This is a genomic window from Stenotrophomonas sp. 2619 (assembly GCF_040548725.1).
GTDB classification, from domain to species: domain Bacteria; phylum Pseudomonadota; class Gammaproteobacteria; order Xanthomonadales; family Xanthomonadaceae; genus Stenotrophomonas; species Stenotrophomonas maltophilia_AP.
Genome location: NZ_JBEPSF010000013.1, coordinates 31,933 through 55,362, shown reverse-complemented (window position 1 = coordinate 55,362; position 23,430 = coordinate 31,933). Strand labels below are relative to the sequence as shown.

The window sequence follows — 23,430 nt, the reverse complement described above, 5'->3', positions numbered from 1 at the left end:
TGCTCAATTACCTGTTTTGGACCAATGCGGTTCGTCGACCTTGTTCTTGGGGCCGTAGTAGGTCCAGTGATAGACCTTGTACGTGGCGCCTACTTCCTGCAGGTCGCGCTTGCTGGTAATCGCCACCGACACGCCACTGGCGTTCTTGACGGTCTTGCCGATGCCCCACGGGGGATCGAACTTCATGTCGATCGCCTCGCCCCCGTTGTGGTTGGAACTGTAGGGCTTGCCGATCGCGCCGGCGGCCGCATACGCCTGGTCCATCGCACGCGCGCCCTTCTTGGCCGCGTCCAGGTCGGGCTTGCCGTTGGCGTCCAGGTGCTCCCAGTCGATGTTGACCGGTTCGTCGCCATTCTGCGGCACGAACTTGGGCACCTTGCCCGGTGCCAGCCCCTGCACCACTTCGCGGGCGTAGTACATCAGGTAGGAGCGCTGCGGCGGGCGCAGGGTGGTGTTGATGATCACGTCGATCCCACCGGCCTTCATCGCCGCGATGAAGCTGCTCGCGCCCTCGCGGAACGGCGACTTGAGGTCGGCCACCTTGGCGCTCTGCAGGAACCGGCCATGCCAGTGCTTGCCGCTCTTGCTGGTGGCACCGCCATCGGTGGCCGCGGCATTGGCCTCGCCCAGCGGCGAATAGAAATTGTTGAGCAGCGCGATCGGGTGGATGTGGTACACCTCCGGCGACACCGGGAAACCGGGCACCTTCGGCTGCACCTTGTCCCACCAGCGCAGGTGCTTGATACGCAGCTTCTCGGCGCTCCACTCGGGCTGGCCGCCCAGCATCAGCGGATCCAGCGCGTCCCACTTGGCATCACTGCCGCCCCACTCGCTTTCGTACTTCGCAATCATCCGGCTCATGGCCTGGGCCATCAGCGGCTGTTCCATCGCCGTGCGCAGCTCGGCCTTGGAGAGGTAGCCGCTCTTGTCGGTGTCCAGCTGCTCATAGAGCTTCTTGACCAGCGCGCTCTGGTCTACCTTGTCGGCGCGCATCTTGTAGTCGGTGACCTCATCGGCGCGCAGCGCGCCCATGTTCACCAGCGAGGCCGACAGCATGTCCACCGGCTGGATCTGCCCTTCTTCGACCCAGTCGAAGCCCGGCCACGCCCACGGCGATTGCCAGCCCACCTTCGGCATGCCGCTTTCGCAGACCCAGCCGACGTGGATCTTGCCGGCATTCTGGCTGCGCACCGACACGCGCCACCACGGCTTGCCATCGGCGTCGACAACGCGGTCTGCCGGCGGGTTCTTCTCCAGCTCGGCGCGGGTCATCACGCGCGCAAACGCGGCTTCACCACCCGCATCGGGGCCGTCCAGCCGCAACGGGAACTTCTTCCACACCTTCATGCCGTCGGCACCGCACGACACCAGTGCCGCACGTTCCACCCACACCGCGTCACCCTGCGGCATGCGCATCTCGCGCCGCTTGTAGTTCAGCTTCTTGGCCAGCTTCTCGTCCAGGGTGCGGTCGGTGTCGGCCGGACCGACGAACCAGCCGGTCCATTCGGCATCGGGCGCCTTGGCGTAGCGCTTGCTCTTGGACGAGTACGCGCCCAATGCCTCGCGGTCCATCACCACCAGGCCCGCCTTCTGGATCTTGGCCCACGGACCGATCGCGCCGTCCTTGCCCTGCACCAACCGCGTATCGGCCGGCCAGGTGGTGTCGTGCGGCACCGGCAGCTTGAGCTTGGCCCCCTTGTCGATCAGGAACAGCGAGCCGGTGTTGGGCGGCAGCAGCGAGGCATACTTGCGCGCTGTCTTGACGAACACCGGCAGGTCGTTGCCGGCGAAGGTCTCCAGATGCACCATCTGCCGCCAGCCGCGCTTGGCGCGCGGCTGGGCATCCACGTACTGCTGGTACTCGCCCACATGGCCCAGCAGCGCACCGGCACTGACCGGAATGGGTTTTTCCGGAATCACCACCTGGTCCAGGGTGAGTGGCGCCTTGGGGCCGGGGTCCAGTTCGGACAGGAACACCCAGCCCTGCGCGGCCGCCGGATCCACCGCCTCGCCCGGACGCACCGGCGCAATCTGGCCTTCCAGGATGCGGTCGATCTGCGCCCACTTCTCGCCCCGGTTCTTCACCGTGATGCGCGCGCCACGCGGCAGCAGCCCGATGCGGGCGCTCTTGCCGTTGGCTTCCTTGCGGATGTTCAAGCCGATGATCGGCGCGGCGGCGTCACTCATGGACCAGCTCCTCGGACGTCACGTTGTCCCACTCCTTGGTCTCGGGCGGGAAGAACCCGAGCAGTTCATTGGCTTCGCTGGAGATACCGTGGCCGCAATCGCAGCCCACCTCTTCCACCTCCGCCGGGGCCTCCGCAGCGGCTTGCACCGGTGCCGGTGGCACCTCCTGCGTGTCCTTGGCGCGCTCGCCCACGACGAACTCGTTGCTGGCATCCCAGTACGCCGGCCGCGCGCGCTTGGGATTCTCCTCGTAACCCTGGAAATCCAGCAGGTGCATGTACAGGCTGTAGAACACCATCTGCATGCCCGGATCGCGCGGCTTGGGTGCCTCCGTCTTGGGCGGGTCCTTCTTTGCGGTCCCCTGCCCCGCGGCCGCCGCAGCACCCGTGGTGGCTCCCGCGGCACCGGCGGCGGCAACACCGCCAGACGGATTGTCGGGTGTGCAGGTCTTGGGCGCGTTCTTCTCGGCCTCGGCCTTGAACAGCGCCTCGGCATTCGGCGGCAGCTCGATGCGGTGCCGCACCAGCGTAAAGCCCGACGAATACGCCGCGCTGCGCTGTACCTTGGGGAAGGTGATTTCCGGGTACTTGCGGTTCACCATGTAGGCGACAATCTCGCCGTCCTTGATGCAGCGCACGCCATCGGCCTGGTTCAGCACCGTGCCGGTACCGGCATCGAAGTGGATGCCGCCATGCCACAGGCCGCTGGCGCCGATCGGGAAGAACCCGTCGTCGGCCTTGCTCAACGCGCCCTGCAGCGCGGGAAGGCCGATATACGCCGCACCGTCCAGCGCAGTGGTCTTGCCCTGTGGCGGGAACGGATACGACCAGGGTTGCTGCACCTCCACCGGCTCGCAGCAGCCAAGCGCATAGCCGGCGAACTTGGCCATGTACTTGCCCACCGAGGTGCCGAAAGCGTCGGTGGCATTGATGGCGCCGCCGGTCTTCAGGAAGGCCATCACCGCCGGGGTCTTGTACTTGCCTTCCTTGGGCGTGACCGTGCCGTAACCCTTCAGGTGGGCCGCGGCGATGATGCCCGACTCGGTGACCAGCACCCCGCCGATGGTCTGCCCGATGTACGCGTGCGCGCCATACTTGCGGCCCATGCTGCACAGCCGCCGCACCCAGGCCTGGCCCGCCTTGTCCTGGATGGCCACGTTGTTGCGGAACACCTGCAGGCTGGTCGCGCCGTCCTTGCCGGTCCACGTGCCGTCCCAGTCCTGGAAGAACTTGCCGTCCTTTTCGTGCTTCTTCCCGTCGTGGTTGAAGTAGCCCAGGTCCATCAGCGCGTCTTCGCCGAACTGGTATTTGCCGACGTAGCCGAACTTGTTGATGATCGTCGAGTCGCCGCCGCCTTCGGAGGCGAACAACGCATTGAGGAAGCCCTGCAGGTCCTTTGCCATGGTCAGTTCCCGGTGCAGAACGCGGTGTAGTCTTCGTCGCTGATCTGCACCGGCGCCCGCTCACTGATGCGATCCATGGCGTCGGCAGGCAGCGTGCCCAGCCAATGCACCTGGCACTTGTCGACCAGGCGCCCGGCCATGCGGCCGGTGGCCGGGTCGTACAGCGCCACCAGGGTGGTCAGGTTGCACTGGTGCGCCTGGCAGGCGCGGTACAGCCAGCGTTCGCCGGCCGCGGTCTGGATGCGCTCGCCCTGCGGCTGCGGGCCGCTGCCGATCCGCTCGCGCAGACGCGCATCGCCCAGCGCTGCCGCGTCGGCCAGCATGTCGGTGAAGGCCTTATCCACGCGCGGGTCGTACTGCGGGCAGGTTTTGCCGCAGGCCGCATCCCCCACCAGGTTGAACAGTTCGGTCGCCAGCGGATCGGTCGCCTCTGAGGCGGTTGCCGCAGCGGGCTCGGCTGCCGGTGCATCCACCGCCACCGCGGCCACTGCTGCATCCCCTTGGGCGGCGGCGTCGGCCATCTGGTCTGCCGGTGGCTGTGCCTGGCAGGCCGCCAGCAGCATCGCGCCGGACAGCAGCGATGCGATAAAAATCCTGTTCATGCTCATCCCGAGAATCCAATGATGCGTTGCTTCTTGAGGTCCCCGTGCACCCAGCTCTTGAGCTCGGCCTGGTAATTGCTGGGACCGGTGAACGACTTCTTGCCGGCATGCACCACGATGTTGCCCGGTGCGGTGAAGGTGATGTTGCCGCCTTCGATGGTCACGCTGGCGCCGCCGGCCGTGGCCACGTGCAGGGTCTTGCCGGCGGCCAGGTCGAACTGCGACTGGGCGCTGGCCATCTTCAGCGCGGCCTGCGCCTGGATGCGCAGTTCGTCCTGCTGCGCCTGCACGTCCAGCTCACCCTGCCCGGCCACCACGCTCAGCGCTGCAGCCGTTGCCGCCTTGCCCTGCACCGCCGTGGCCAGCACCCCCACGCTCTGCGCGGCATGCAGGCGCATCTGCCCCATGACAGCGGTCTCGCTGGCCTGCCCGCTACCCAGCGTCAACGTCTCGCCGATCGCCCAGCCCAACGCCTGCCCGGCCACGTGCACCACGCCGTCCGGCGCGGCCAGGCCCAGCAGTGCATCGCCGACGTGCGGCACCTTGTTGTCACCGGCACTGCCATCGCGCTCGGCCGCCTGTCCACGCGCCGGCGCGTACTCGACGCCCTCCACGGTGGTGCGCGCACTGGCCAGCAGCGCGGCCAGCGGTGCCTTGTCCTGCACCAGCCGCGAGCGGTTGGGTTGCTGCGCGCCTTCGTGCGCGGCCAGCTTGCTGGTGAGGTGGGTACTGGCCGCCGTTGCGAAGGCGCTGCCGAGCGTCTGCAGCTGGGTCAGCAACGCAACCGGCTGCGCCGCATCGCCGGCCTTGCCCTGCGCGCCGCGCGCATAGCCACTCAGCCACAGCCCCGAGCGCGCACGCAGCGCACCCCAGGCATCACTGCGCAGCTCGAAGCCCTCCCCGCGCAGGCTGCCGCGGAAATTGTCGGCCTGGTGGATCAGGTGGCCCAGGTTGAGGCTGGTTACCGCCTGGGTGGTCAGCAGCTGCGCGCGCAGCTGGGCGTCGCTGTCGTCGAACAGCAACGCGTTGTAGCCACTGCCGCCCCACTCCTTGGAGCGCACGCCCCACAGTGCACCGGGATGGCGGTGCGCATCGTCGCCGGCGGCGGCCGCGTGCCAGGCCGGCGCGTGACCGCCGGTCACATTGGCCTGCGCGCTGGCGCGTGCATCGGCAGCCTGCGCATAGGCGCTGGTGTCAGCGCTGGCGGCTTGGCCGGCCGGGGTCGGTGCCACGCCGGCTTCGCCGCGCCCGTTGTAGAGCGCCCCCAGCACCACCGGGCGATCGATATCACCGTCGAGGAAGCCGACCAGCACCTCCTGACCGATCCGCGGCAGGAACTGGCTGCCCACGCCCGGACCGGCATAGCGCTGGGCCACGCGCAGCCACGCACTGTCGCGCGCGCCATCGCCCTGCCCGGACTGGAAATGGAACTTGACCCGGATACGCCCGGCCAGATCCGCGTGGACTTCGTGGCTGCCGGCGCCGGCAGCGCTGCCCTGTGCGCCCACCACGATCGCGGTCTGGTAGCCCGGCGCCAGCGGCCGCGGGTTCAGACGCACGCCGGTGTCGTCGTGCAGCACCGGCCGCCACGGCGTGGTGCGCTGAATCGCGGTGAAGGCATTCGCATAGCCCACTGCTTCGGCGCGCTCGTGTACGGCCGGATCGACCGGATGCGCTGAAGGTGCAGCGCCCAATGCCTGCGCAAGCGACGCCCGCAGGTCCACGGGAAGATTGTTGACGCCCAGATGCCAGACGCCTGTCAGCAACACCTCGGACGGCGCCGATGCGGGCACCTGGCCTATCCGCAGCCACTGGCCCGCACACAGCGAGCGCACGCTGCTGCGCCCGCGCCACGCCTGGTTGCGTGCTTCGTGCGCCTCGGCCTGCAGGCCCGCCAGGCGGTCACCGTCGCTGCTGTCGGCAAACGCATAGGCACCGGCCGGATCATAGGCCTCGCGCGCCGACTGGCTGCCGCCGCCATTGACCGGCACCTGGGCGCCCTGCCCACTGCTGCGCTTGTAGTCGCCGCTGAAGACCGTGAGCCGATTGCTGCCCAGCCGACGCGACTGACCCAACGCCTGCACCGTGTCCTCGCTTTCCGTGGCGGCACTGCGATGGAAACGCACGCCGCTGCCTGACGAGGTCAGGTCTTCCGGTTGCGTCGCGCTGTCGGAGAAGATCACCATGCAGTGGCCGGCGGGCGCCTCGGCGTCGTTCTGCACACGCCAGCCCAGCCCTTCTTCCGCCAGCAACCGCTGCACGAACGCCGCATCGCTCTCGCGGTACTGCACGCAGTAGCTGCGCTTGCGCTCGGCGCCGAGGAAACCGGCCACTTCGTCGCTCCACTGCCAGCGGGCGATGTCCTTGTAGCCGTCGAACACCGACGACAGGATGTCCTGCACGCTGCGCTCCTGGAACACGCGGCTGTGCCGACCGTGCTCCAGCCACCACGTCCACGGCCGCAGGCCGATCCGGTAGCGCGCCACGCCGCCATCGCTGCCAAGCAGGGTCGCATCGCTGACCAGCCCCACGCGCTCGACATCGGCGCCACTGGCGGCCCGCGTGGTCAAGGTCGCGCGCTGGCCCAGCCATGCCTCCAGGTCGAGACCGGCATCGAGCGAGAGAAAATCGATCACGTAATCGAAATGCGTGGACAGCGATTCCTCGCCGCTCCAACGCTCGACCACCAGGTCGCCTGCCCCAGGCAGGGCCAGACGATGCAACCGCGGGGCACCCGAAAGGCCCGCCACCTGTGCGAATAAAGAGTTCAACGCGTCCAATGCCATCTCTGCCAGCTGTCATCCCGCGGCGCGGGACGTCCTTTCCCAACCGGAAAATGTACCAGATGCGTCAGAAACCCAACACCATCGCGTTGGATTCGAAGGCAATCGAGACCACCATCACACTTTCACGCGCCCTACATGACCGAAATACGTCACTGCGCGCAGGTTGGCCTACGGACATGCTGCTTCGCGCTGCTTTACGCTGCACCATCATCGCTCTGACGCGACGCCACTTGTTGGAACACCGCTGATATAAGCGAGCATGAGCGCCTACTCGCACCCGCTCGCGCTGACTGCAACGCGCATCTTCGCGCCGGCCGCGATCCCCGCAGCCCGCGATCACCACGCTAGAATCACCCCAGTTCCCATCTCGAGATTTGCCATGCTGGATCAGGATGCCCTGCTGGCCCCGATTGCCGACCATTCGCCCACTGGCGAAGACCTGTCCTTCTCGCCGGAGTTCGACCGGATCCAGGAGAGCCGGCGTGCCGATGACCCGACCCTGGACCAGGGCGAGTGGCAGACCGACATCAAATATGCCGACTGGAGCAGCGTCGCCCGTGAATGCGCCGACCTGCTGCAGACCCGCACCAAGGACCTGCGCCTGGCCGGCTGGCTGACCGAAGCGGCGACCCAGGTGGAGGGCTTCCGCGGCCTGACCACCGGCTACCGCGTGGTGGCCGGGCTGTGCGACCAGTACTGGGACGATGTGCATCCCGTCGCCGTCGACGACGACCAGGAAGAGCGCATCGGCAACCTCAGCTGGCTGCTCAGCAATTCGCTGCAGTGGCTGCGCAACGTGCCGATCGTGTCCGCGCCGCAGGGGCGTTTCAGCCTGTCCGATTTCGAAGTGGCGCATTCGCGGGCCAGCAATGGCGGCGACTACCACGACGACCGCCCTGGCCTGGAACAGCTGGAAGCGGCCCGCCGCGATACCCAGCACGAGTTCTATCGCCAACTGGTCGAGGTTCTGCCGGAATGCGCCGACGCGCTGGCCGCATTGCAGGCCGCGGTCGACAACCGCCTGGGCCTGGATGGCCCCAGCTTCAGCGCGGTGCGCGAGCAGATCGAGCACCTGCAGCGCACGGTGATGCGCTTCGCGCGCGACGCGGGCGTGCTGCTGGACGGCGACATGGCCGAAGACATCGCCGCCGACGACAGCTTCGCGGTAGAGGTGAGCAGCACCGACAACACGGCCGCCGCTGCGCCCCGTGGCCCGGCCGGCGCGCCCACCAGCCGCAAGGAAGCACTGCAGCAATTGCGCCAGGTGGCCGAGTTCTTCCGCCGCACCGAACCGCACAGCCCGGTGGCCTACCTGGCCGAGAAGGCCGCGCGTTGGGGCGAGATGCCGCTGCACGTGTGGCTGAAGCGGGTCATCAAGGATTCCAGCGTGCTCGACCAGATGGAAGAGATGCTGGACATCAACCAGAACCTCGACGGGCAATAAGCCCGTCGAGCGTTACCGGGTTACTGGATCTTGAACTCGATACGGCGGTTGCGTGCGCGACCGTCGTTGGTGGTGTTGTCGGCGACCGGTTCGTCCGGGCCCTTGCCCAGCACGTCCAGGTGGTTGCCCGCGATCCCCTTCTGCACCATGTAGGCCTTCACCGCCTGCGCGCGTGCATGGCTGAGCGCCAGGTTGCTTTCGCGCTGACCGACGTTGTCGGTATGGCCGATGATGACGAAGCTGGTGTCGCCCATCTGGGCCATCTTGGCCACCATTTCGTCCAGGATGCTCATGCCCAGCGGGGTCAGCTTGGCGCTGCCGCTCTGGAACTCGATGATGCGGTTGGCCAGGGTCTGGTCAAGCAGCTTCTGCTGCGACCCCACCTTCAGCGCGTTGGTCACCGTGTAGGACGTATTGCTGGCCAGGCTGAGGTCACTGGCCACCTGCTGGCGCAGCGCTTCGTTGCCTACTTCGCCGGTCACGCGCACGGCCTGCCCGTTCACTTCCAGCTTGCCGGGCGACACCCGCTTCAGCCCGGGGGTGATCATGCCGGCCACGTACTCGCCCCAGTTCGGCGGCGTGGCGATCGATTCCACCTGGATGCGGTCGACCACGCGATCAGCGCCGTAGACCTCGCGCAGGTTCTTCAGCAACCGTGCCTTGGTGGCCTGGTCGGGCACCACGCCTTCGATGACGACCGGGCGCTCGGTGGCGGCTGTCGCCGCAGGCGCCTGTGCGAACGCAGCGCCGGTGACTGACAACGCGGCCAGGGCAACAATGAGAGTAGAGCGGAGGCGCATGGTCAGGTTCCCAGGAAAGTCTCGCCGAACAGGCTGCGCGCCGTGCTCAATGCCAGATCGTCACGATCGAGGTAGCTGGCAAGGCGGTTGAGGTTGTAGTCGCTGTGCAGGTATTCCTCGACCCACTGGGCCTCCTGCAGGCGGATCAGGAAGTCGCCGGCTTCGGCCGGGTCGAGCACCGCGCGCAGCGCATGGCGGTCGGCACCGTTGAAGCCCACCAGCATCGACGGCGCGGCATCGTTGCGGATCAGCACCGCCAGTTCGAAGTCGCCGCGGGCCACGAAGCAGGCCACGATGTCCAGCCAGAACGCAGCCACCAGGGGCCGGTACAGCGGATCGCGGACCAGCGGGAACACCAGGGCGCGGTCGACGTTCACATCACCGCCGCCCAGCACCGGCTGCAGCAGCAGCCCCAGCGCCAGCAGCGCGTTCTTCAGCGAGATGTCCGGATGGCCGGCGTCGCGGAGCAGGCGCTCCATCGAACCGATGGTCTGGCCTTCCAGGAAGTCACGGAAGGTGGCGTTGTAGGCACTGGGATCGGTGCTGATGCTGAAGCGCGCATCGGCCAGTTCATTCAGCGCATTGCCTGCGTCTTCGTCGTTGAAGGCCTGGCGCGCCATCCGTGACAGGCCTGACCAGGCGTTGGACATCGCCAACGGGCTGCGACCGATGAACGGCAGCGGTTCGGTGGCCTCCAGGCGCACCGCCGACAACAACGGGAAGCGCCGCTGCGAGGCATCGCGACTTGGCAGGAAGTGCCCGCACAACACCAGCTTGCTGCGCGAGCCGAGGAACGCGTAGTGGATGTCCGGGGAGTCGTCGTAGACGCGCTTCCAGTCCGGATTCTGGCTCAGCAGTTCCACGCTCTCGCCCGCCCACCGGTCCAGCCAACCGAGCAGCTGGTGATTGTCGGCGGCGCGGACGAAATCGCCGCGCGAGGGCACCTTGCCGAAGTAGGACACGCCCGCACTGACCACACGACTCATCGCGAACCTCCGCTCTGCTGGGTCGCGGCCGGCGCGGCCGCGGGCGCCGCGGCAGGTGCCGTGCCCGGGGCTGCCGGTGCGGCGGTGGCCGGCGCGGCACCACCGGCCACGCGGGCCGGCAACTGTGCGCCGCGCTGCCAATCGCCGCCGCCGGAGGACTCACCCGCACGGCGAACCACGCGCATCTCCACGGTGACTTCCACGTTGTCGGCCTTCCAGGTCACGCGGCTGCTGCCGCCTTCCAGGCGCTCGAACGACCCTTCCCGCATCAGGCGGGTGAAGCCGTTGCTACCCGGCGCGTTGAACACCTCCACCGTACGACCATCCGACGCCACGGCCGTGATCTTCACGCCCGGCACCTGGCCCACGTTCGGGTACTGCATGGTGGTCCACTGCGGCGGGGTGTTGCGGTAGCGCAGGGTCTGACCATCGATTTCGATCGTGTACTCCAGCGCGCCGGTCGCCGGCGCCGGCAGGATCTCGAAGATGGTGGTGTCCTGCGCGGCCGCACCGGCCGCACTGCCACTGACCCAGTTGCCGTAGTTGGCGACCAGATCGGCCGACAGGTTGATGCCCATCCCCGCCCAGCGCCGTGCTTCCAGCAGGTTGCCCCGCTGCAGCACCAGCGTGCCCAGCTGGTCCTTGTTGAACGCGGCGATGCTGCCGCTGGCGCCGAAGATCGCGGCGATGTCGCTCGGGGCGGCATCCACGTCGGAGTTGAGGTTGAACGGGAACTGCTTGCCGATGCGCTCGGCGAACGGCGTGTACACCTGGGCCGTCCAGCTCTTGTTGACCTCTTCCTCGGTCGGCTCCACCAGCGCCATGAAGGTCTGGGTAAGCGGACGCAGCAGCAGCGGACGCAGCGCCTCGCGCTGGCCGGCATCCAGCCCGGTCAACACCTGCTCGTCCACCAGTGCCACCGCGGTGCTCAGCTCGGAGCCTTCATTGCTGAAGGTGTCCTGCATCAACTTGCGGGTGCCCACGCCCAGGTCGCCCTGGCCCTTGATGGCGTTCAGGCGTGCACGCAGCTTGGCCAGGGTCTCGAAGTAGGCGTCGATCACCGCCGGCTGGTCGCCCCGCTTGGTGGTCAGCTTGGCGATGCCTTCGAAGGCCTTGCCGATCGGGCCCACCGGCTGCTGCTGGGCCACCGCTTCGGGGTCCTTGCGCAGGATGGTCTTCTGGAACCAGGCCACGAACCCGCCCTTGGCCTTCTTCGAGCGCGCCTCGGCGGCCGGGTTGTCCCAGATGGTCTGCTCGTTGATCTTCTCCAGCAGGGTGCGCAGCGGCGAGTTGTTGGCATCGCCCAGGGCATTCATGCGCGCGGCGGCTTCATCGAAGCTGTCGAACTGGGCCACGCTCAGGCCCTGCAGGAACTTGGTCCACTCGGCGGCGTACTCCTGCTTGTACAGGGTCACCAGCTCACGCGCGATGTGCTCGGGACTGCCGGCCAGCGACAGATCGCTCTGCTCGGTGGTACCCAGCACCCAGTCGGTGGTGCTCAGCTGGGTGCTGGCCGCTTCCTTCACCGCATCCTTGACGTAGTCTTCCCACGCCTTGCGCGAGAACGCGCCGGAAATGGCGTAGCTGCCGGTGATCAGGCTGCCGTTACGCTCATTGCCGATCAACGCATCCACCGTGACCGTCGGGAAGCGTGCCGCAGCACGTGCCTTGATCTGCGCGAACACACGCTGCATGGCCGGCTGGCCCTTCATCACGCGGGTCAGCGCCTGGCGGCTGTCGCTGACCAGGGTCACCTTGTTCTGCACCTGCGGCCACGCCGGGTCGGCGGACTGGGCCACGTAGAAGTTCATGAGCTTCTCGGCCGCACGCACCATCTCCTCACGCGTCATCTGGCCGCGGTTGGCGTCCAGCCAGTTGCGCCAGAACAGGGTGAGCTGCTGCGACAGGTGCGCGCCCTCCACCTGCTTGCGGTTGCCCAGCATCAGGTAGGTCTTGAGCGCGTTGTAGGCGTCATTGGTGTTGGTGGGCGAGGCATTCTGGTACAGCACGTCGCTTTCGGCAGCCACCGGGCCACCCTGCCCCAGCTTCTCGCGCTCGTTCACCACCTGGCCCAGATAGCCTTCCAGGCTGGCCACGGTCGGATCCAGCATCACCTGCTGCATCCCGTGGTAATACTCCTTCATCAGCTTGGCGCGGATGTTGTCGCCCTGGTACAGGCCCAGGCTGGTGGTGATGCCCCCCTCCTTCTTGTACCGGTCCAGCTGCTCCATGCGGTCCTGCAGCAGCAGCAACGCATCGATGCGCGACTTGAGGTCCACGCGGTCCTTCTGCACGCGGACGGCCTGCTCCAGGTCCTTGGTCGCGTTGTTCACCAGCTGCACGTTGGTGGTGTAGGACCAGGTCCACAGACCCAGCGCCAGCGCCAGCACACCCACCGCGCCGAGGAACACGCCGTAGCGCAGGCGGTTCTGATGCGGGCTGGAGTACTGCCGGACCAGCTCGCGGTCGGAGAAGATGACCTTGCGGAACAGGTCCTTCAGGAAGAACGCGGTCTGCCCGGTCGGCGCTTCATCACTGTTGTGCCCGCGCGAGGACAGCGAGAACTGGCGACCCACGCGATCGGAGGCGTGGTGCACCGAGTGGCCTTCCTGCAACGCACTGCTGAAGTAGAAGCCGCGGAACACCGGCTTGAACTGGAACGGGTTGTCTTCGAACAGCGTGGCGATGAAGGTGCGCAGCGCCGGCTTGATGCCCACGAACTCCAGCGGCAGGGTCAGCAGACCCGGCGACACGTCACGCCCGCGCTGCATGGCCATGTGCGACAGGCTCATTTCCTTGATGCCTTCGGCCAGCTGGTCGAAGTGCGTATCGAAGGCAGTCAGCGCATCGCCCTGCGCGTGGACGTCGAAGGGCAGCGTCGCGCCCCACACATTCTCGCGCTCGGACGGATCCAGGCTGCGGAAGAACTCGCTGAACCCGGCGATCAGATCGGCCTTGGTGAACAGCACGTACACCGGCGCGAACACTTCCAGCCGCTCGGTGATTTCCTGCACGCGCTGGCGCAGGTTCTTGGCCAGCTCGATGGCGAACTCGGGCTTGCTGCCGGACAGCTCGGCGATACTCACCGCGATGATCACGCCATTGATGGGCGCGCGCGGCCGGTTCTTCTTGAGCAGGCCCAGGAAGGTGAGCCACTCCATGCGGTCTTCCACGCTGACCGAATACCGGCCGGCGGTATCCAGCACGATGCCGGTGGTGGTGAAGTACCAGTCGCAGTTGCGGGTACCGCCAATGCCCTGGATGACATTGCTGCGATTGTCCTCGAACGGGAACTGCAGCCCCGAGTTCAGGATCGCGGTGCTCTTGCCGGCGGCCGGGTTGCCGATGATTACGTACCACGGCAGCTCATACAGGGCCGCTTTGCCCTTGAGCACGCCCAGGCGCGAGGTCTTGATCTGCTTGACCGCCTCCATCATCCGCGTGCGCAGCGCCTCCGTATCGGCACGCTGGGCCGAGGGCGCAGCAGCGACGGCCTGGTCCGCCTGCGTCTGCACCATCGCCTCCACGCGCTTGGCCGCACGCCGGGCCAGGATGCGCTTGATCACCCACACCACCAGCGCCAGCAACAGCAGCGCCGCCAGTGCGATGGCCACCCAGATGCCGATCTGGCGGGCTTCGGCGGCGCCGAAGTACGCCAACGAACCGGCACCGATCAAGCCAATCACCATCCACAGGCGGTAATCGCCGAGGAAGTACCTGAAATTACTCAACATCATCTAGGCGTCCAGGGTTATGCCGCCGACACAGTGTCGGTCGACGGGTCGTTCAAAACGGGAATATCGATGATCGCGGCCACGCGCTGGGCCGGGGCGCCAACCGCCAGCACCAGTGCGGCGCTCTGTCCGCGTGCGGCATGCGCATGGGCCAGGGTCAGCAGCGCCAGCGGCAGGACCGGGCCCAGCTCGCCGGCACACACCGGCACGGCCAGCGTCTGCTGGTCGAGTTCAAGATCGGGATTGGCGGCCACCGCGGCGGCGCAGGCCTCCACGGCCACCTGGCTGCGTTGATCCGCATCGTGCAGGGCAAAGCCCACGCGCTCTGGCGCCAGTGCGGCATCGGCCAGCATCGCACGGCCCAGCGCCTCGGCCTGGCGCCGCGACTCGGCGTTGCTGAGGCCTTCGGCCAGTTCCATGCGGTGCGGGCGCCACAGGTGCGGGGTCGGCGTGGTGGACAGGGTCGACGAGGCCAGCAGCAGGCCGGCGGCGCCTTCGCCAGGAATCTGCCCGTCCTTGTTGCGCCGGTGCAGGATGCGGTTGCTGTCCAGCCATGCGGCAATCGTGCCCGGGTCCACCGCCGAACTGCACGACAGCAACAGGTACCAGCGCGGCTCACCCTGGGCCAGCGCATCGGTGACCCGCTGCAGCCGCGACCAGACATCTGCCGACTGGCTGGCAACGGCCACGTTGATGGAGAACCGGCGCGGGTCGAGCCCGTTGTAGACCGCCCGTGCATGCAGCCAGTCGGCGCAGTAGGTGCGCAGCGATGCCGACCAGTCGGCCGGCACTAGCAATTCAATGGTCAGCACCTGCCCCACCACCTGCTCGTCGCGGCGGCGCAGGCCGGCAATCACCCGCTCCTCGGCCACTTCCAGTTCGGGCAGCGCCAGCAGCGCCTGGCCCATCAAGGTATCGGCCACCGGTTCCAGCAGGGTCATCGCGCGGCGTTCGCCATCGCGGGTGGTGAAGCCCGGCATCTGCACCTGCAGCACCGCGGTGTCGTCCAGGTCCTTGTCCGCGCTGATCAGCAACGGCAGGCCGTCGCGGTCATGGAAGCGCGCATCCAGCGACGGGCGCGGCGGCGCGGCGGCCATGTCCAGCAACGCATCGGCCTCGAGCATCATGCCCAGGCGCATGTCTGCACCCAGCACGGCCACCGACGGCACCGCCCGCGTCGCGATCGCCTCGGCCTGCGCACCGGCCGCACTCGCGTCGCCGGGGCTGCTCGCAGCATCGACAGCCTTGTCCAGCATGCTGCGCCCGGCGTTGCGCAGCATGAAGCCGGCACCGCTCACGCCCACGGGCACCAGGCCCAGGTAGGCGAGCATCTCCATGCCCGACGGAACCGTGCCAGTGCTGCGCCAATAGAAGATTGCGCCACCCCATGCCACCGCGAAAACCGCGATTACCGAGAACGCCTTCCCAAGTATCCCGGACATCTAGCGTCCTGCTCCCTGAGTCATCAAGCCATCCTGCTGATTCAAACCTGCGCTGCCCGTCAACCGATGCCGGTCGTGCCCTGTGACGCGATCAAGGTGGCGCCGCATGCGGTGCGGTCCCCATCACGCGCCACCGGGTTGCCGTCGACCACCACGGTGGAATCGCCACTGACGATCGTGGTCGGCCCATGCGCCACGCATACGGCCTTGTCGCCGATGCGGGCCACCGGCTTGCCACCGATATCGGTCTGTCCCGATCCAGTGACCACGCTACCGCCGTGACTCAATTTATCCCCGACAACTACGAATGGTCGTGACATCAATCATGCTCCTTGATTGCTTCCGCATCCGGCGACTCCATCGCCCCCGCTACCCGGGGCTGATCCGGATCGTCTGCCAACGATATCAGCTGACTGATGAAAGTATCACCCTTTCGCCAATTCAGCTTTCTTCGCCGCACGCGCCGCACGGCACTGCTGCGACATCTCCACGTGCACGTAGTCCTTGATGCTGCGCCAGTTGCCGCCCCACTCCAGCCCCGCCTGCTCGGCCAGTTCGCCGTACAGGAAGTAACCGCGCCGGGTCCATGGGTCGCCCATGTCCCATTGCAGCTTGCCGTCACGGATCGGCGCACTGTCCACGCCCAGCCCGTACTGATGGCAGCTCTGCCAGGCACCGGCGCGCGTAGCCTTGCCGCCACTCATCAGCTCGGCCTGGCGTTCCGGGCTGCGGTAGCCTTCCACCAGCACCATCTCATAGCCATATTGTCGGCGCATTACTTCATAGATGGCTAGCACACGCTGCTGCAGATCCGGGTCAATCTGACCCCATTTTCTGTCGGCCGTCACAATTTCGGGGCGCGTCCTGCGGATTTCTTCGGTCGTGAAGACTTCCGGCGGCGGCGGCGCGGGCGGGGTCAGGCGCTCACCGCGGAGAAGCTGGGCGACCATCGAGCCGGATTCGGACAGGTCATCGCCCCGAAACTCATCGAGCACCACGTTCTGCCGCGTCAGCAGGATCACCGCCGGCGGCACCAGCAACAGGAAGCCGGCCGCGGCCAGCACCATCCAATGCCGGCGCAGCGCGCCCTGCGCCGCACCCAGCTCTTCACGCACGCCGCCCTGCAGGCGATCGGTGCGCTGCGAGACCCGCCGCCCGGCACGACCGGCAGCATTCCCCACCCGCCCGAACACGCGTCCCAGCGCGGCCTGGATGCGCTCGAAAGACTCCGGAAACATCAGCACCCAACCGACTGCGGCCGTGACCAGCACCAGCAGCACCGCTCCCCCGATAATGACGACCACCGATCCTCCATGTATTGTTCGTTGTTGACGGTCCTGCCCCAGTCACTAGAATGGGGCGGTTCGCTTTCGGCAGATGCCGACCCAACAAGGGCTGGATGCACTTGAATAATGGCGGAATAAATCGACCAAGTCTGCTCTCAGGGGGAGCGCAGACGAAGAACGCGGCACCGGCAACGGGCCGCATCCTGGCAGACATGGAAGGACGCCCGGTCGCCGGCGCTGCACGCGCCGCCGCATCGCCAGGCATCCGTTCCCGTCGATGGCTATGGCTGGCACTGCTGGCAATGGCGGTCGTGGTGCTGGGCGCGTTTGCGGCATGGCGCCTGTCTGCCGGCAGCGGCGAAGAGCCGATGGGCTACTCGTTGCCACCCGAAGCCAGCGTCCATCCGACGTCGACCCCGGAGGCAGCGTCCACGCCGGGCGGCGCCACCATTGTCGATGCACCTGTGGATGCCAACGGCACGGCGCCTGCGGCAGATCCCCTGGAAGGTATCGGCGCTGCGGCAGAACCCGCACCGGGTGCGCACGCTGCGGCCGCCACTGCAGCGGTTGCGACTGCGCCTGCCGCTGCAACGGCAGCGGCCGCACGCAAACCGGCCGCCGGCACCGCGGCTGCGCGCACCGCGCGTGACAAGGCCAAGGGTGACGAGAACCTGCTTGGGACGCTGATGGGCATCATCAAGGAAGACGAAAAAGCCAAGCCCAAGCCGAAGGCCAAGGCCGCCCCGGATTCGATGGACGCGCTGATCGCACAGATCCAGGCTGACGAACGCAAGCAGGCCGCCGATGCCGACAACGTGTTCGACAACATCAGTGGCCGCAACGCCACCGCGTCCACCAAGTCCAACATTCAAGCCAAGCTGCGCAGCTGCGGCAGCGCCACGACGACGGCCGGCCTGAACTGCCGCAAGAAGATCTGCGCCGCGGCCGCGGGCAAGGACCCGGCCTGCCCGGCGATGTGAGGTGCGCTGCGGCGGTAGCTGGAGCGCCTGATCCTGCTATTGGCGGCGCGTGCCCAGGACGGCGCGCGGAATGAGGCCCAACCCGTGAGTACACCGCCTCCACCAGAAATCCATGAAGGAGAGCTGCCGTTGCGCAGCAACTCCGAGCCCGGCAGCATGCGGGACATCATCCGCCTGGACGAGGAAATGATGGTGTGGTCCGACGATGGCGCAGCAGCGGTCATCGAATCGATCATGCCCTTCTTCGCCATTGCGGGCGTGATCATCTCGCTGGGGGGCATCGGCGCAGGTGTCTCGGTGCTGAGCGACCCGATGGACAGTTTCGGCATGCGCGCACTCAGTGTATCGCTGGCTGCATTGTTGGCCGTCGGTGGCGCTACGGGCGCCTACTTCGCCTGGCGCATCAGCTTTGGAAGCAAGCACAGCGACGTCTACTTCCTCAAGAAGCAGCGCAAGATCTTCCACTACACCAACAAGACGGCGTTCGTTCTTGATTGGGACAACGTCCGTCCGAACGTGCGAATTGGCTTCGGTCCGCCACAACTGGGCTCACGCCCCTTTGTGGCGCTGGAACTGGTGGAGTACCTCAAGAACGACCCGCAGACCTGGCGCGCGCGCTTCGTTGTCGAGGCACCCATGCCGGGGCGTGAGGCATGCCAGCAGAGCTGGGAGCTGATCCGCCGCTACATGGATGAGGCGCCCGCAGCGCTCCCCATGCAGACGGTGGTGAATCCGCGATCATGGACGTCAGCGCTGCTGGAATTTGGCCCCTTGTCCGAGGGTGGCGACGCACATGGGTTCATCCAAGGTTTGCGGGATCACAACTGGCAGCCCTTCTGGAGTGGGGAGCATCTCCTGGCGGTACTGGTCTGGGTCGCGTTCTGGCCAGACCAGGTATTCCGGATGGTGTACGCACGCTTCAGGCCCCGGGTGCCGCTGCCGGCGTCGCTTGCGGGGGCGTCGACTGGCCACGCCAGCGGGGCGTCGCCGTACGCCATTACGCCAGCGTCGGCGGGCGAGCTGCGCGGCAGGCGAAAAGCCGCCCTCATCGTTGCCATTGTCTGCGGGGCGTGCACGCTGATCAGCGTTGCCGCATGGTCAGTGGTGGCACGGCAAATGCTGCACGCGGTGTTTGGCTGAGGCGGCCACGCGGCTGGAACACCCGCATTTGGCCTGCATGACCACTCGACGCTCGCACCGGTCCGGCTTACTCTAGCCGCCCTCTGAAGCTGGATGCATCGAGTGAACTGGACCTGGACTTACATCGTGTACTTCGCGCTGGTCATGGCGATCTGCTGTGGCTTTGTGCAAGCGGTTTACCGCTATCTGGGCCGATTCGCCGGCTGGCAATCACCGCTGAAGCGACTGCTGGCCATCAGCCCCGTCCTGCTCGCCATGCTCTTCGCGCTGTCTGGTTTCCTGTTGGTCGGGCTCCGCTGATTCCCTGGAGACGGCCACGCTGGAGCCGCCAGCCCGAGGCCTGGCGGCCGACGACGTGTTGCCGTACGAAGGCATTACCCGCGCAGTGCGAGCGCCTGCTCGATGACATACAGAATCCCGATGGCAGTCAGCAAGCCGACTGCGGTGCAGATCAATGGCCAGGTCTTTTCCATGAAGCCCAAAGGAAGGTTGTCCCGCCAGTCGCGGCGATAACGATCCTGGTCGCCAACCATACTGGCTGCCTCGATCTCCGCCGGCCAGCGGGGTACCTGGCTGGTTGCCATGGCCAGCCATCGGCCTATAGCGATAAAGCCGAAGGGAAGCGAAGCGAGAAGGTGCACCCAAGGCCAATGAATGAAGTTGGCGAACGTTCGCGCCACACCGAATACAAACCCTTCCTTTCTATCGTGAACAGGCATGCACAACGGCACCAGTTCGCAAAGTCTCGCGACATCGCTTTCGGTTCCGTACATGTACTGACGAATGTACTCCCACAGACCAAGCAAGTCCTGCCGCTCACCCATGTACTCGTAGCCAAGCGAGAACGTCTCGATCACCGTCCCTCCGTCATCAGACAGAAAGTGAACCCGCAGGTCATTGGTTCTTCCAATCGGAGGCGTTGTGGATTCTCCCATGAAGAAAAACAGACGATCCCAAGCTCCAGTCGCAACCGTCCCATCGTGCCGGAAGAAGTGGATCTGGCGACTGCGCCTGTCCACCCGCATGGGATAGTGCGTCCATCGGAAGCACTCGCTTCTGAACAGCCACACGATGCCAGCAATGATGAAGATCGACAGCGGCACGATAGCAATCCAGAAGCTCCACAGTATCCAGCGCTCATCCTCCCGGAAGGGTTCACCCAGGATGATCAGGTTGATGAGCAGATAGAGCGACGTTGGCGCGAACGCCAGCGCCCCCATGACAGACAGCCAGACATTGAATCCCTTGACCGGGTACCAGCGGTCCACGAGCTCAATGTAGGTCGAGTTGAATTTGACAAGGGACAACCCGATCCGAGGTGCGACACCCGTGGATCGGGTCGGATCCAACTGCTCATTCCTCTCTGCTTCGGTCAACGGGCGGTTGACCGGGAACCTGAGGTTTCTTGCATCGATACCCGCGTAGTCCATTTCAATCCCTCAAGTCCCCTTGCCGCCCCTCTCTCTGCGCAGCGCGATGCACAGCGGTTCTCTCGCCGCACACTCGGGAGGAGAGTCAGCGACCGCCACCCACAATTACCCCGGAACTTTCGTGAGTGCCCGCTATCCTCACACTGGATGGCGCGTTGCCCGTCAAGACCGGCATCAACCGGGCGCCATCGGGGCTGGCTGCGTAAAGCCCAGTCTACGCGCTCGCGCGAGCCATGCTGCCCTCGAGCAGACATCGTCAGAACCCTAGAACCACGGCGGAATACCTAGAACTGCAAACATCGCTAGGACAAATATCGTGGAGATGCCACCGAGCACCATCCAACGCCGTCGCATGTGCGGCAGCGCGTTTTCGTTGGCCAGGCGTTGTGCGGGTGTTGGTGCACGAACCTGTAGGCGCTGGAATCAACCGGCAGCGCCATTTCTTCCGCAATCTCTTCGGGCCACTGAGGCCGAGGCGCCGTCCGGGATATCCATAGTCCAGCGCGCTCAAACCAATACATGGTGCCCCCCGACAAAGCCAACATAGAGCTTCGAGAATATTCCGGGGACCACACGATGGTTCTCATCAACCAAACTGCCAAAGAGAAAGCGGTCCATGCGCGCCAGATCCGCCTTCGGATCGTCTATTGCAGGCAGCGCCTCAACGGGCGGAAGCTCCTCTGGCGTGCGGTCCATGTAGCAACGGATGAACTCCCAAATGCGTTCCGGCGTCTCGATACTACGCTGCGGCTGTGAAAGCGGCAGGTACCAGCGAATACGGCGGCTACCCGGCACGAGGTCGACAATCGCCAACACGTATGCTGTCGAACCACCTGCCGTGCTGTACATCCTGGCAATCAGGCTTACCGGCTGAACATCATCATAGGGCAGGGAAATCCACCCTTCTTTACTGTTCCTCCAGTAACAGAATCGGCGCGACCTCTTACTCAGTACGACAGGCGGCGCCACCGTGCTGCGAAGCGAAACATACGCCCAGCCGAAGAACCCAGACCCCAGAAGGGCAATGATGAGCAACGCATACAGTCGCTCAATCACAAAGCCTGAATCATCGTACAGCCCATTCATGATTAATATGGAGCCAAGCATGCTGAGAAAGGCAAATCCAATTGCAGAGCCAAAGACAAAGCCAAAGCCTCTGTTCGACGCCTGCAGACTTGGAGTAAACAGAATGTATCTATCATTTACAGACTGCAATGCGTTTGCCGAAGCCGGCTCCAAATCTGCGGGCACCCCCTTCTTGTTGAGTAGAAGCCCCCAATACCCTCCCTTCTCAGGAAGCTCTTTCATCCCGAGGACGAGATCACGCACTGCCTTCTTCATATCGCCCCTTACCTCTCTAGGCGTGCACAGCCATCAGATGCCGTGAACTCATGGAACTGTCCGACATACGCCGGCTCTGGCAACTGGTGCGGATCGGCCACGTCGACGCTGGATTCTGCCACCACGTACGCCGGCCATTGCGGCGCTTTGCTGCTCTTCAACACCAACCAGCGGCAAGCTGCCAACGGCACCAACAGCGGCATCAGCACCGCGCGATAGGGAAGCAACCCCTCACCCAGGCTGATGATCACCGTGAGGTAGCAGTTCTTCCAGGTGTCCGCCACGGACAGATGCAGCTGCGCCGACGCAGGCGCGTCGACCACGTGCTCCGGGCCTTCATCCATGTAGCGGCGGATGAACTCCCATACCTCGCGAATCGTGGCGGTATCATCGAAATAGTGGCCGACGGCGAACGTGTTCCGGACCATCTCCCCGTCCATGACGTGGCAGCGAATATCCCGCAGGAACGTCTCGCCCTCACCATGCCCCAGATGGAAGTACGCCTGCTCCCACGGAACGCTGATGACGCCGGATGGGCCGGCGTCGGTGTAGGCGTGCACCATCCGGGTGCGCCGATTGAAACGAATCGGATAGTACTTATAGGTGAAGAAATCACGCCCAAACGTGTAACGCCACATGACGGGAAACTGGCCAATGAACAGCGTCAGTATGATCGCGACGAGCCACCCGTCGATCCGCCCGTCCGGTCGAGCGTTCGGAACCCACGTCGCCAGCAGCCATATGCCGAACAACGCCATCATGGTGCACACCAGTGTCCCCACCGTTGTTGCCACCATGCCGCGCAGGCGGTATCGACGATCAACGACGTCCATGTAGGTGGAATTCATGCTGATAACACAGTGGTGTTCATTGCTACGCCCACTGCGATTCCGCGGCAGTGCCTCATAGCGCTCTCGCGGGTCGAGCAGCCTGTCTACCTTGAACTTCCTCAACCAGCCGGTGTACATCGCTCACGCTCCAGCGCTCAATGGCTTTTTTGGCGGCGCGGCCGACGCTTGGACGCTTTGCCTGGCTTCACCTTCGCATCTGCAAGGGCCAAATCGTTCAACTGTTCATGGGTCAGCGCAGGGCCACCGAGACTGGCAAGAATGTCCCTGCTCCACGCGGGTTCCCGCTTCAGCCGGTAGCTGAGATAGCGTACCAGTCCCATGTAGGCGGTGAACGGCAGGAAGAACAACATGCCTACACCAGCCATCCAGGCCAGGATCCCTTTTCGCCGCCACGCCACTGCGCGATCGTCGAACAGGGGTTGAAGCAACCAGAACGAGGGCCAAAACGCGACGCCCCAGTCCTCATAAAGGCTGTCCATCAACGTCCAAGCAGGCCCCTCATGACACATGAAGCGTCGAATATGCTCCCAACGGCGAACCGGGGATTGGAGATCGCCGTAGCCGAAGCTGGGCCCCACCCCAAAGCGCTGCACCACATCACGCCCACCCGGCACATCGGTGATCGCAAACACCAGGCCAGACTCCCGTCGTGAAATCTGACCGGTGAAGATGGTGAACTCTACGACCTCCGCGCGGACGCATGACCAGTCGTACGTGTCTATCTCGTATCGTGTATTACCCCACAACTTCCATCCCCACTGCCACCATGGCAGACCCATGACCTTGAACACGTGCACCTTCCCCAAGGCACGATTGAGCAGCACCGGCTCGTAGCGAAACCCCACCCAGTCCACCTGGATGAAGAGCAGCGCCAGCCACAGCATGATTACGACCATGATCAACGGCAGCCAGTAACCTGCGCTGACACCCATCACGACCATCGCAATCATCAACGGCAGCGCCAGAATGCCAAAAGAGCTCAGGTAACCACGCATAGCGCCCAACTGATCCACGAACGC

The 23,430-nt window shown here is 65.5% G+C and carries 18 protein-coding genes; 4 read left to right on the top strand and 14 right to left on the bottom strand.

All coding sequences use genetic code 11. From position 1 onward, the window contains the following. Window positions 1–3: 3 nt before the first annotated feature. Genes ABIA71_RS13860 through ABIA71_RS13845 form a run of 4 tightly spaced genes read right to left on the bottom strand, consistent with a single transcriptional unit; the run spans window position 4 to window position 6,977 of the window. Window positions 4–2,187, bottom strand: coding sequence for an SH3 domain-containing protein (locus ABIA71_RS13860; RefSeq protein WP_354285865.1), 2,184 nt, complete (start codon window positions 2,185–2,187; stop codon window positions 4–6). Beyond that, window positions 2,180–3,589 carry a hypothetical protein gene (locus ABIA71_RS13855; RefSeq protein WP_354285863.1) on the bottom strand — a complete coding sequence of 470 codons (1,410 nt, stop codon included), beginning with the start codon at window positions 3,587–3,589 and terminating at the stop codon, window positions 2,180–2,182. Before ABIA71_RS13855 ends, ABIA71_RS13860 begins: the two co-directional genes overlap by 8 nt. Before the next feature lie 2 nt (window positions 3,590–3,591). After that, complete coding sequence (locus ABIA71_RS13850; RefSeq protein WP_354285861.1) at window positions 3,592–4,191, bottom strand: hypothetical protein; 600 nt, start codon at window positions 4,189–4,191, stop codon at window positions 3,592–3,594. A 2-nt stretch (window positions 4,192–4,193) separates the two neighbouring features. Continuing rightward, window positions 4,194–6,977 (bottom strand): type VI secretion system Vgr family protein, encoded by a 2,784-nt coding sequence (locus tag ABIA71_RS13845; RefSeq protein ID WP_354285859.1) that lies wholly within the window; start codon window positions 6,975–6,977, stop codon window positions 4,194–4,196. 379 nt (window positions 6,978–7,356) lie between these two features. Here ABIA71_RS13845 and tssA point away from each other — a divergent pair, with 379 nt between their 5' ends. Further along, on the top strand, window positions 7,357–8,421 hold the full coding sequence (gene tssA / locus ABIA71_RS13840) for a type VI secretion system protein TssA (protein ID WP_128097952.1): 1,065 nt from the start codon (window positions 7,357–7,359) through the stop codon (window positions 8,419–8,421). 20 nt (window positions 8,422–8,441) lie between these two features. On the opposite strand, the gene ABIA71_RS13835 is transcribed toward tssA, so the two are convergent. The 6 genes from ABIA71_RS13835 to ABIA71_RS13810 all read right to left on the bottom strand — a co-directional run bounded on the left by ABIA71_RS13835 (window position 8,442) and on the right by ABIA71_RS13810 (window position 16,663). After that, complete coding sequence (locus ABIA71_RS13835; protein WP_354285858.1) at window positions 8,442–9,221, bottom strand: OmpA family protein; 780 nt, start codon at window positions 9,219–9,221, stop codon at window positions 8,442–8,444. A 2-nt stretch (window positions 9,222–9,223) separates the two neighbouring features. Continuing rightward, window positions 9,224–10,207: a type VI secretion system-associated protein TagF gene (tagF, locus tag ABIA71_RS13830; RefSeq protein WP_354285856.1), complete on the bottom strand. Its 984-nt coding sequence runs from the start codon at window positions 10,205–10,207 to the stop codon at window positions 9,224–9,226. Further along, on the bottom strand, window positions 10,204–13,944 hold the full coding sequence (gene tssM / locus ABIA71_RS13825; RefSeq protein WP_354285855.1) for a type VI secretion system membrane subunit TssM: 3,741 nt from the start codon (window positions 13,942–13,944) through the stop codon (window positions 10,204–10,206). Before tssM ends, tagF begins: the two co-directional genes overlap by 4 nt. A 14-nt stretch (window positions 13,945–13,958) precedes the next feature. Beyond that, window positions 13,959–15,278 (bottom strand): hypothetical protein, encoded by a 1,320-nt coding sequence (locus ABIA71_RS13820; RefSeq protein WP_354285853.1) that lies wholly within the window; start codon window positions 15,276–15,278, stop codon window positions 13,959–13,961. A 164-nt stretch (window positions 15,279–15,442) separates the two neighbouring features. Further along, the gene (locus tag ABIA71_RS13815) at window positions 15,443–15,703 is read right to left on the bottom strand and encodes a PAAR domain-containing protein (RefSeq protein WP_354285851.1); all 261 of its coding nucleotides are present in this window, start codon (window positions 15,701–15,703) and stop codon (window positions 15,443–15,445) included. Between the two features lie 105 nt (window positions 15,704–15,808). Then, the gene (locus ABIA71_RS13810) at window positions 15,809–16,663 is read right to left on the bottom strand and encodes a M15 family metallopeptidase (RefSeq protein ID WP_354285849.1); all 855 of its coding nucleotides are present in this window, start codon (window positions 16,661–16,663) and stop codon (window positions 15,809–15,811) included. Window positions 16,664–16,881: 218 nt separating this feature from the next. Between ABIA71_RS13810 and ABIA71_RS13805 the strand changes: the two genes are divergently transcribed. The 3 genes from ABIA71_RS13805 (at window position 16,882) to ABIA71_RS13795 (ending at window position 19,089) form a co-directional block, all read left to right on the top strand. Then, window positions 16,882–17,649: a hypothetical protein gene (locus tag ABIA71_RS13805; protein WP_354285847.1), complete on the top strand. Its 768-nt coding sequence runs from the start codon at window positions 16,882–16,884 to the stop codon at window positions 17,647–17,649. Window positions 17,650–17,778: 129 nt separating this feature from the next. Further along, on the top strand, window positions 17,779–18,789 hold the full coding sequence (locus ABIA71_RS13800) for a hypothetical protein (RefSeq protein WP_354285846.1): 1,011 nt from the start codon (window positions 17,779–17,781) through the stop codon (window positions 18,787–18,789). A 102-nt stretch (window positions 18,790–18,891) separates the two neighbouring features. After that, complete coding sequence (locus ABIA71_RS13795; RefSeq protein ID WP_354285844.1) at window positions 18,892–19,089, top strand: hypothetical protein; 198 nt, start codon at window positions 18,892–18,894, stop codon at window positions 19,087–19,089. A gap of 74 nt (window positions 19,090–19,163) precedes the next feature. Here the strand turns inward: ABIA71_RS13795 and ABIA71_RS13790 are convergent, their stop codons facing one another. From ABIA71_RS13790 to ABIA71_RS13775, 4 genes are all read right to left on the bottom strand, one after another. After that, window positions 19,164–20,219 carry a DUF6708 domain-containing protein gene (locus ABIA71_RS13790; RefSeq protein ID WP_354285842.1) on the bottom strand — a complete coding sequence of 352 codons (1,056 nt, stop codon included), beginning with the start codon at window positions 20,217–20,219 and terminating at the stop codon, window positions 19,164–19,166. A 507-nt stretch (window positions 20,220–20,726) separates the two neighbouring features. After that, entirely contained in the window at window positions 20,727–21,560 is an 834-nt protein-coding gene (locus tag ABIA71_RS13785; protein WP_354285840.1) for a hypothetical protein, read from the bottom strand. A gap of 8 nt (window positions 21,561–21,568) precedes the next feature. Continuing rightward, on the bottom strand, window positions 21,569–22,408 hold the full coding sequence (locus tag ABIA71_RS13780; RefSeq protein ID WP_354285838.1) for a DUF6708 domain-containing protein: 840 nt from the start codon (window positions 22,406–22,408) through the stop codon (window positions 21,569–21,571). A gap of 137 nt (window positions 22,409–22,545) precedes the next feature. Continuing rightward, window positions 22,546–23,424, bottom strand: coding sequence for a DUF6708 domain-containing protein (locus tag ABIA71_RS13775; RefSeq protein WP_354285836.1), 879 nt, complete (start codon window positions 23,422–23,424; stop codon window positions 22,546–22,548). Window positions 23,425–23,430: the final 6 nt, after the last annotated feature.

Excerpts from the sequence above, each read along its gene's own strand:
- ABIA71_RS13860 (WP_354285865.1), bottom strand. The coding sequence starts at position 2,187 with ATGAGTGACGCCGCCGCGCCGATCATCGGCTTGAACATCCGCAAGGAA.
- ABIA71_RS13855 (WP_354285863.1), bottom strand. The coding sequence starts at position 3,589 with ATGGCAAAGGACCTGCAGGGCTTCCTCAATGCGTTGTTCGCCTCCGAA.
- ABIA71_RS13850 (WP_354285861.1), bottom strand. The coding sequence starts at position 4,191 with ATGAACAGGATTTTTATCGCATCGCTGCTGTCCGGCGCGATGCTGCTG.
- ABIA71_RS13845 (WP_354285859.1), bottom strand. The coding sequence starts at position 6,977 with ATGGCATTGGACGCGTTGAACTCTTTATTCGCACAGGTGGCGGGCCTT.
- tssA (WP_128097952.1), top strand. The coding sequence starts at position 7,357 with ATGCTGGATCAGGATGCCCTGCTGGCCCCGATTGCCGACCATTCGCCC.
- ABIA71_RS13835 (WP_354285858.1), bottom strand. The coding sequence starts at position 9,221 with ATGCGCCTCCGCTCTACTCTCATTGTTGCCCTGGCCGCGTTGTCAGTC.
- tagF (WP_354285856.1), bottom strand. The coding sequence starts at position 10,207 with ATGAGTCGTGTGGTCAGTGCGGGCGTGTCCTACTTCGGCAAGGTGCCC.
- tssM (WP_354285855.1), bottom strand. The coding sequence starts at position 13,944 with ATGATGTTGAGTAATTTCAGGTACTTCCTCGGCGATTACCGCCTGTGG.
- ABIA71_RS13820 (WP_354285853.1), bottom strand. The coding sequence starts at position 15,278 with ATGGAGATGCTCGCCTACCTGGGCCTGGTGCCCGTGGGCGTGAGCGGT.
- ABIA71_RS13815 (WP_354285851.1), bottom strand. The coding sequence starts at position 15,703 with ATGTCACGACCATTCGTAGTTGTCGGGGATAAATTGAGTCACGGCGGT.
- ABIA71_RS13805 (WP_354285847.1), top strand. The coding sequence starts at position 16,882 with ATGGAAGGACGCCCGGTCGCCGGCGCTGCACGCGCCGCCGCATCGCCA.
- ABIA71_RS13790 (WP_354285842.1), bottom strand. The coding sequence starts at position 20,219 with ATGGACTACGCGGGTATCGATGCAAGAAACCTCAGGTTCCCGGTCAAC.
- ABIA71_RS13785 (WP_354285840.1), bottom strand. The coding sequence starts at position 21,560 with ATGAAGAAGGCAGTGCGTGATCTCGTCCTCGGGATGAAAGAGCTTCCT.
- ABIA71_RS13780 (WP_354285838.1), bottom strand. The coding sequence starts at position 22,408 with ATGAATTCCACCTACATGGACGTCGTTGATCGTCGATACCGCCTGCGC.